We start from the raw sequence: 6,919 nt of genomic DNA on the forward strand, positions 1-6,919 counted from the left end.
TTGCTTCTTTTATTTTGAAGCGAAAAATAAAGCAGCCCCGATATTACCAAAGGTGAGGCAGGGATCAACAAAAAAGCCCCTAAACGGGGCTTTTTTGGACGAAAAATTGATTTGACCACATATTACTGTTGGTTCTCTTTTTCCGTAAAGATGCCTGCAAATAGGGCGGTACTTAGGTAGCGCTCACCAGAACTTGGTAGTAAGGTTACGATGGTTTTTCCTTTAAATTCAGGGAGTTCTGCAATTCGGTTGGCCGCGACGACCGCCGCTCCCGATGATATGCCGGCTAAGATACCTTCTTCTTTCATTAGGCGCTGTGCCATCTCAATCGCTTCCTCAGAAGTTACTGGCTCGACTCGGTCAATAATATTTAAATCTAAGTTTTCAGGGATAAAACCGGCACCAATACCTTGAATTTTGTGTGGGGCGGGTTTGATTTCTTCCCCAGCAAGCGCTTGTGCAATCACAGGAGACTCCGCCGGTTCAACGGCTACAGAAGTGATCGCCTTACCTTTTTCGCCTTTGATATAACGACTGGTACCTGTGATAGTACCACCGGTACCAACACCTGCAACGAATACATCGATTTCACCGTCTGTGGCTTCCCAAATCTCAGGGCCAGTTGTCTGCTCATGAATTTGTGGGTTGGCTGGGTTGTTAAACTGTTGTAGTAGTAGGTACTTGTCTGGGTCTGAAGCGACAATCTCTTCTGCTTTAGCAATCGCGCCGTTCATGCCTTTTGGTGCTTCAGTGAGCACTAGGTTTGCACCAAGGGCTTTAAGCAGTTTACGACGTTCTAGGCTCATTGATTCAGGCATCGTTAGTGTGAGTTTGTAACCGCGCGCGGCTGCTACGAATGCAAGAGCAACCCCAGTGTTACCACTGGTCGGTTCAACAAGCTCGATCCCTGGCTTAAGCGTACCTGCTTTTTCTGCTTCCCAGATCATGTTTGAACCGATACGACACTTAACGCTAAAGCTTGGGTTACGAGCTTCTATCTTAGCTAGGACGTTACCTTTACTTACTTTGTTAAGGCGGACTAGAGGTGTGTTGCCAATCGTTAGGGTGTTGTCTTCGTAGATCTTGCTCATGCGATGTTCCTTCATTTAATGACAGAACTAAACGTAATATATCAATCTCTTTACCGTCTAGTCTCTTGCGTTGTTTGTTTAGCTTGAATTTAGAGTAAACAAGTTGAAAAAAAGGTAAAAGGATTAAAAAGTTATATCATATAGATATGTAGCAGCATTCTCGCCTATCTTTATTGAAATCAGAACTTCAAAAAGATAGGCGAAGTTAGCAGGGGCGGAGTGGCAGTTATCGGCGGGAACGCAGAGCTTGGTCTTTAAACTCCGCAACCCACATTGCCGTTGCGCCGCAGACAGCAACCGGCATCACGATCAGGTTTAAAATTGGAATCGTGGTGAACACAGAAACAAGCGCACCAAAGCTGTAGCTCTTGCCTTGTTTTTGTTTCAAACTGTTTCTCATGTCATCAAATTTAATTTTATGGTTATCGAATGGGTAGTCGGCGTACTGAATCGCTAACATCCATGCGGTGAAAATGAACCACAAAAACGGTGCCACGGTTTGCCCTAGTGCTGGAATTAACAAAAGCAGAAATAAACCGATCGCTTTGGGGAGAACGTAGACAAGCTTGCGCCATTCTCTTGCTAATACACGTGGGGTATCTTTGAGAACATCGAGTAAACCATCGTCATTCACTTTTTTACCACTCAGCAACTCTTCGACTTTTTCTGCAAGTAAACCATTGAAAGGTGCTGCAATGAAGTTCGCGAGCGTACTAAAGAAATATGAGAAAGTGGCCAAGACGGTCAACACAAGTAGTGGCCATAAAATATATGACAACCACGACAAGAAGCTTGGCAATGCACCAATCCAACCTTCAATCCATGTGTTTAGGTTGGAGAAGATATAAAACAAGGCACCACCGACGAGTAACACGTTCGCGATAAGCGGCATGAGTACAAACTTACGAATGCTCGGTGACAAAGCGATTTTTATTCCGAAAATAAAATAGCCAAAGCCGGAGCGGGGAACAGATTCAATAGTCATATTTTAATTGGGTCACATGTGAATTTGGTTAAATAGCAAACATGTCTAGTGTACTCGACCGAAATTAAGAAAAAAAGCGTGGTGAAAATCACACCATGAAAGGAACTAATTGTATTAAGTTGTTCTAAAACAGGCGCTACTTTTGGTAGAGTAGTGGGATTGGTCAAATAAATTCAACTTAGCGACAGCGTATCTATAGCGCTAGTTAACTAAGAAAGCTGAGAGCGAAAAATGCAGGAATTGCGATTTGTACTCATTATTGTTGGCGCATTAGCTATCGCCGCATTATTGTTCCATGGTCTTTGGACGAGTAAAAAAGAAGGGAAAGCGAAGTTTGGAGATAAGCCGCTTGGCAAGCTCGACAACGACCGTTTAGACGAAGCTAAAACGGTTCCTAACCGTTCATTCGCTCCTGAAGATGATTTTGAGATAATCAAAAAAGAGCGTAAAGAGCCTGATTTTGCTTTTTCAACATCAGCAACCGACCCGCTGATAGACTCAGATCCGCTCACGGTATCACCAACGAAAGACATTCACGAAGAGGACGTTGTGTTGAATGATCTTCCTTCTTTTAGTGTTGAAGAGCCGATTCAGGCGAAAGAGCCAGAAGAGCCTACTGAGCCAGAAGTACCTAGCTTTGAGTTAACTGACGAACAAAAAGAAAATCACGCAGGTTTTCAAGAGCAATACGGTTCGTTTGATAACAACGTCGATGAAACGGTCGATGTGCAACCAGCGCCAAGCGAACGCTTAACTTCACAAGAGTCGTCGATTGCGAAGGGTACCGCTTCTCAGCAAAGCACGGTAACGACTGAAGAAATCAAGCAAGATGAGCAACTTGACCTAGAGGTGATTGTTCTTAATGTGCATTGTGCCGGCGAGATCCCATTTGTGGGGACTGAACTTTTTCAGAGTATGGAAAACAACGGTTTAACTTATGGTGAGATGTCTATCTATCACTGTTTTGTACAGTCTATTGACGAGCCGAAAGTTATTTTCAGTGTCGCAAACATGATGCAGCCAGGTACTTTAGAGCATACTGACCCTGCGGACTTTACAACGAAAGGTATTTCATTCTTTATGACGTTACCTTGTTATGGGCAAGCGGATCAAAATTTCAATATTATGCTGAGTGCCGCACAGAAAATTGCCGATGATATGGGGGGCAATGTTCTGGATGATGCTCGAAACTTAATGACCCCAAACCGTTTGGCTGACTACCGTAAGCAAATCAGAGACTTTATGGCGACGAATGCTTAGCCGTATTGTTTAGCCTGGTCAATAATCTATATTTATAGAAAAGGGCTCCTAAGGGAGCCCTTTTTGATATTTCAATCACCACAGAGACTGATATGAAAGAATCGATTCAAGTTACCTTAGAGCAGTTAAGAGAAACTCTGCATTATCATGCTGTTCGTTATTACGTAGAAGATAGCCCTGAGATCCCTGATGTCGAGTACGATCGATTAATGCAGCAATTGCTAAAGATTGAAGAAGAGAATCCAGAGTCAGTGACGGTAGATTCGCCGAGCCAGCGTGTTGGTGGTCAGCCTCTCGATGGCTTTACTCAAGTGACCCATGAGATCCCAATGCTGTCTCTGGACAATGCATTCTCTGATGAAGACCTGGATGCATTTAATAAGCGTATGTCTGACAGAGTGCCAACGGCCGATCTCAATACTTTCTGTTGTGAGCCTAAACTGGATGGTTTAGCCGTGAGCCTGCTTTATGTGAATGGTTCCTTAGTGCAGGCAGCAACGCGTGGTGATGGTGCAACTGGCGAAAATATCACAGAAAATGTGCGTACGATAAGCTCTATTCCGTTGAAGCTACAAGGTAAAGGGTGGCCAGAGCGTATTGAAGTACGTGGTGAAGTGTTTATGCCCAAAGCGGGCTTCGATAAACTGAATGAACGGGCGTTGAAGAAAGGCGAGAAGGTTTTCGTTAACCCACGCAATGCTGCAGCAGGAAGCCTGCGTCAGCTTGATTCGCGTATTACCGCTAAACGTCCGCTAGCTTTCTATGCATACAGTGTCGGTGTTGTACAAGGCGCTGAGCTGTCAAATAGTCACTACCACCGTTTCTTACAGCTAAAAGGGTGGGGGTTGCCTATGTGCCCTGAGACCAAACAACTCACTTCGCTTGATGATGTGAAAGCCTATTACCAAGACATTATGACTCGTCGTGATGCTTTGGCCTATGAGATAGATGGTGTGGTGATTAAAGTCGATGATATCACCGCACAAGAAACCCTAGGTTTTGTTGCTAGAGCGCCGCGCTGGGCAATTGCTTATAAGTTTCCTGCTCAAGAAGAGATTACGTTACTTAATGACGTAGAGTTTCAGGTTGGCCGTACTGGTGCGATAGGTGTCACCTTAGTAAGTAATGTTTCAAATAGGTAGCCTTAGCTTTACTTACTAAGTTGATCCATTTCTAGAAGTTAGCTTGCAGATGTTGATTGCTCTGCTTTGTTAAAACAGAACAAAAACCGATTGGTAGTAGATAATGACAGAATTTAAGTTTAACAATAATCAACTCTCCTCAATTCGAGAGCTGGAAGTAGATATTGATTTAAACAAGTTAGAAGTTGCGATTAGTAACGAACGTATTGATGAGCTTAGCGAAGAAGAGTTACTTGCTTTACTTAAGATTGCGAATGCTTTGTATCGGTCAGGTTTTCCTGTGATTGAAGACGTACTTTACGATTCATATAGAGAAGTATTTGCCTCTAAACATCCAAATCATCCATATATTACTTCGGTAGAATCTGAAGTATTAAGCTCAGGAAAAACGGTAGCTTTGCCTCAAAAGATGTTGTCGACAGATAAGGCATATTCAAAGAAGGAAATTGAGAAGTGGTTAGATAGAATCCTAAAAGCTGCTGAAGAGTTAGATATTGATACAAAAGCCATAGAGATTAGAGTTACTCCGAAACTAGATGGTTATGCTGCCTACGATGATGGAGAAAGACTTTATACACGTGGTGATGGTGTAAAAGGTCAGGATGTGTCAAGAGCATTTGGACGTGGCCTAAAAGTGGCTAAAAATGGAGAAAGAGGCTTAGGTGCTGGTGAGATCGTTATCGATAAAGCATATTTTGAGGCGAACTTAAGTCAATTTTTCGAAAACTCGCGAAATATACAAGCTGCCATAATCGCAGAAAAGAATGTGGATGAACGAGTTTTAGAAGCTATTAATGATGGTGCTTGCGTGTTCTACCCTTTTGCTCTAATTGATGATTGGGTAGGTAGTCATATAGATCTGATTGCTGACTTCGAAAACATCATCGATAAGATCTGGAATGCAGTTGGATATGATGTAGATGGTGTGATTTTGGAGGCTACAGATTCCTTGATAAAGGAACATATGGGGGCAACAAGAAAGTTTCATCGCTGGCAAATTGCATTCAAGATTAATGATGAAGCTGCTGAAGTAGAAGTTATTAGTGTTACGCCACAAACTTCAAGAACTGGGAGAGTAACGCCAGTTGCGGAACTAATACCTACCAGAATCAGTGGTGCTACGATTAGTAGAGTCACTGTACATCATTATAATATGGTCAAAACTAATGGAGTTGGCCCTGGTGCAACACTTCAGGTAGTAAGAAGTGGCTTGGTGATTCCTAAAATCGAAAAAGTTATAAAGCCAACAGAACCTCAGATACCTGAATTATGCCCTAGCTGTCAGTCTCATCTTCTTTGGGAGTCTGATAATTTAATATGTCCTAATAAGAGTGATTGTCCTGCACAAACAGAGAATACGCTGGTTCACTTTTTCAAAACACTAGGTAATAACGACGGTTTTGGCCCTAAAAACATCGAGAAATTAGCAAATCTCGGGGTTAAGCATATCCATCAAATGTATGACTTAAAACCGAATCATTTTACTATGTATGGATTTGGGGAGAAGACATCTAAAAACCTATATGATCAGCTACAAGCAAGTCGAAATATTGAAATTGAAGATTGGCGTTTTCTTTCTGCATTTGGTGTAAGCCGTTTAGGCGGAGGAAATTGCGAGAAGCTGCTTAAGCATTACTCATTACAAGCACTCTTTGATGCGACTGTAGATGATCTTGCAAAGCTTGACGGGTTTGCGACAGTTAGTGCAGAAGCTATCGTTGAAGGTTTAGCGAATATTAAAGAAGAGTTCAAAAAAGTGTATGGTCTTGGGTTTAATCTAACTATTACGCCTAAGTTGTCTGAACAACAGGATTCATCTTCGTCGATAGCAGGAGCTATCATTGTTTTTACTGGCACAATGCTACAGGGTAAGCGTGGTGACATGGAAAAGCACGCTAAGTCATTAGGAGCGAAGGTAGCTAAGTCGGTAACTGGCAAAACGACTTACCTCGTTGCAGGTACTAAGGTTGGAGAGACTAAGATCAACAGCGCACGTGATAAAGGAGTCGAAGTACTTTCAGAACAGCAATACTTAGATTTAATCTCTCAATAATAATATTAGGGGGCTCTATCTTCAACGCTAGAGACCCCAATTTATTTCTTATTAAGGTACAGTGACGACTTCAACTACCCTCCCAATTTCACTTCCAAAAGATCCTTTTAAGTCTCTACAATACAAGAGCTAATGCAACCTGCTGATTTGTAAGCGCGTCATAAACCCCACATTCTAATCATCCTCAGTCCGCCATAAGATCAAATCTCCAACTACAAGGAGATTTGAAATGGCAAAACGGCGCACCAACAAAGAATGGCAAACCTTGTTCGAGCAATACCAATCCAGTCATCTATCACAACGGGTCTTCTGTGAGCGTAATGGGTTAAGTCTTTCTACTTTTTATGCCAAGCGCCAGCAGTTACAAACTACGGAGTCAGCCAATATC

Annotated in this window: 5 protein-coding genes and 1 pseudogene; 4 read left to right on the forward strand and 2 right to left on the reverse strand. The window is 42.5% G+C overall.

Going from position 1 to position 6,919, the window contains the following annotated elements; all coding sequences use genetic code 11:
* Positions 1-122: 122 nt before the first annotated feature.
* Both cysK and cysZ read right to left on the reverse strand, forming a co-directional pair.
* Complete coding sequence (gene cysK, locus L4B77_RS02805; protein WP_429748327.1) at positions 123-1,091, reverse strand: cysteine synthase A; 969 nt, start codon at positions 1,089-1,091, stop codon at positions 123-125.
* Between the two features lie 226 nt (positions 1,092-1,317).
* Positions 1,318-2,076 (reverse strand): sulfate transporter CysZ, encoded by a 759-nt coding sequence (cysZ, locus tag L4B77_RS02810; protein WP_261837829.1) that lies wholly within the window; start codon positions 2,074-2,076, stop codon positions 1,318-1,320.
* A gap of 231 nt (positions 2,077-2,307) precedes the next feature.
* Between cysZ and zipA the strand changes: the two genes are divergently transcribed.
* The 4 genes and pseudogenes from zipA to tnpA all read left to right on the forward strand — a co-directional run.
* Positions 2,308-3,336 carry a cell division protein ZipA gene (gene zipA / locus L4B77_RS02815; RefSeq protein WP_261837828.1) on the forward strand — a complete coding sequence of 343 codons (1,029 nt, stop codon included), beginning with the start codon at positions 2,308-2,310 and terminating at the stop codon, positions 3,334-3,336.
* Between the two features lie 92 nt (positions 3,337-3,428).
* Positions 3,429-4,442 (forward strand): annotated as a pseudogene (gene ligA / locus L4B77_RS02820) (NAD-dependent DNA ligase LigA); the annotation flags it as partial.
* Between the two features lie 139 nt (positions 4,443-4,581).
* Positions 4,582-6,531, forward strand: coding sequence for a BRCT domain-containing protein (locus tag L4B77_RS02825; protein WP_429748328.1), 1,950 nt, complete (start codon positions 4,582-4,584; stop codon positions 6,529-6,531).
* Between the two features lie 229 nt (positions 6,532-6,760).
* The coding region (gene tnpA, locus L4B77_RS02830; protein ID WP_429748330.1) for an IS66 family insertion sequence element accessory protein TnpA at positions 6,761-6,919 on the forward strand (159 nt) is incomplete at its 3' end.

Origin of the sequence: Vibrio minamisatsumaniensis, from assembly GCF_050337445.1 — a bacterium.
Lineage (GTDB): Bacteria > Pseudomonadota > Gammaproteobacteria > Enterobacterales > Vibrionaceae > Vibrio > Vibrio artabrorum.

Bases quoted from the DNA above. Each gene is read 5' to 3' on its own strand.
- zipA (WP_261837828.1), top strand. From the start codon at position 2,308: ATGCAGGAATTGCGATTTGTACTCATTATTGTTGGCGCATTAGCTATC.
- L4B77_RS02825 (WP_429748328.1), top strand. From the start codon at position 4,582: ATGACAGAATTTAAGTTTAACAATAATCAACTCTCCTCAATTCGAGAG.
- cysZ (WP_261837829.1), bottom strand. From the start codon at position 2,076: ATGACTATTGAATCTGTTCCCCGCTCCGGCTTTGGCTATTTTATTTTC.
- cysK (WP_429748327.1), bottom strand. From the start codon at position 1,091: ATGAGCAAGATCTACGAAGACAACACCCTAACGATTGGCAACACACCT.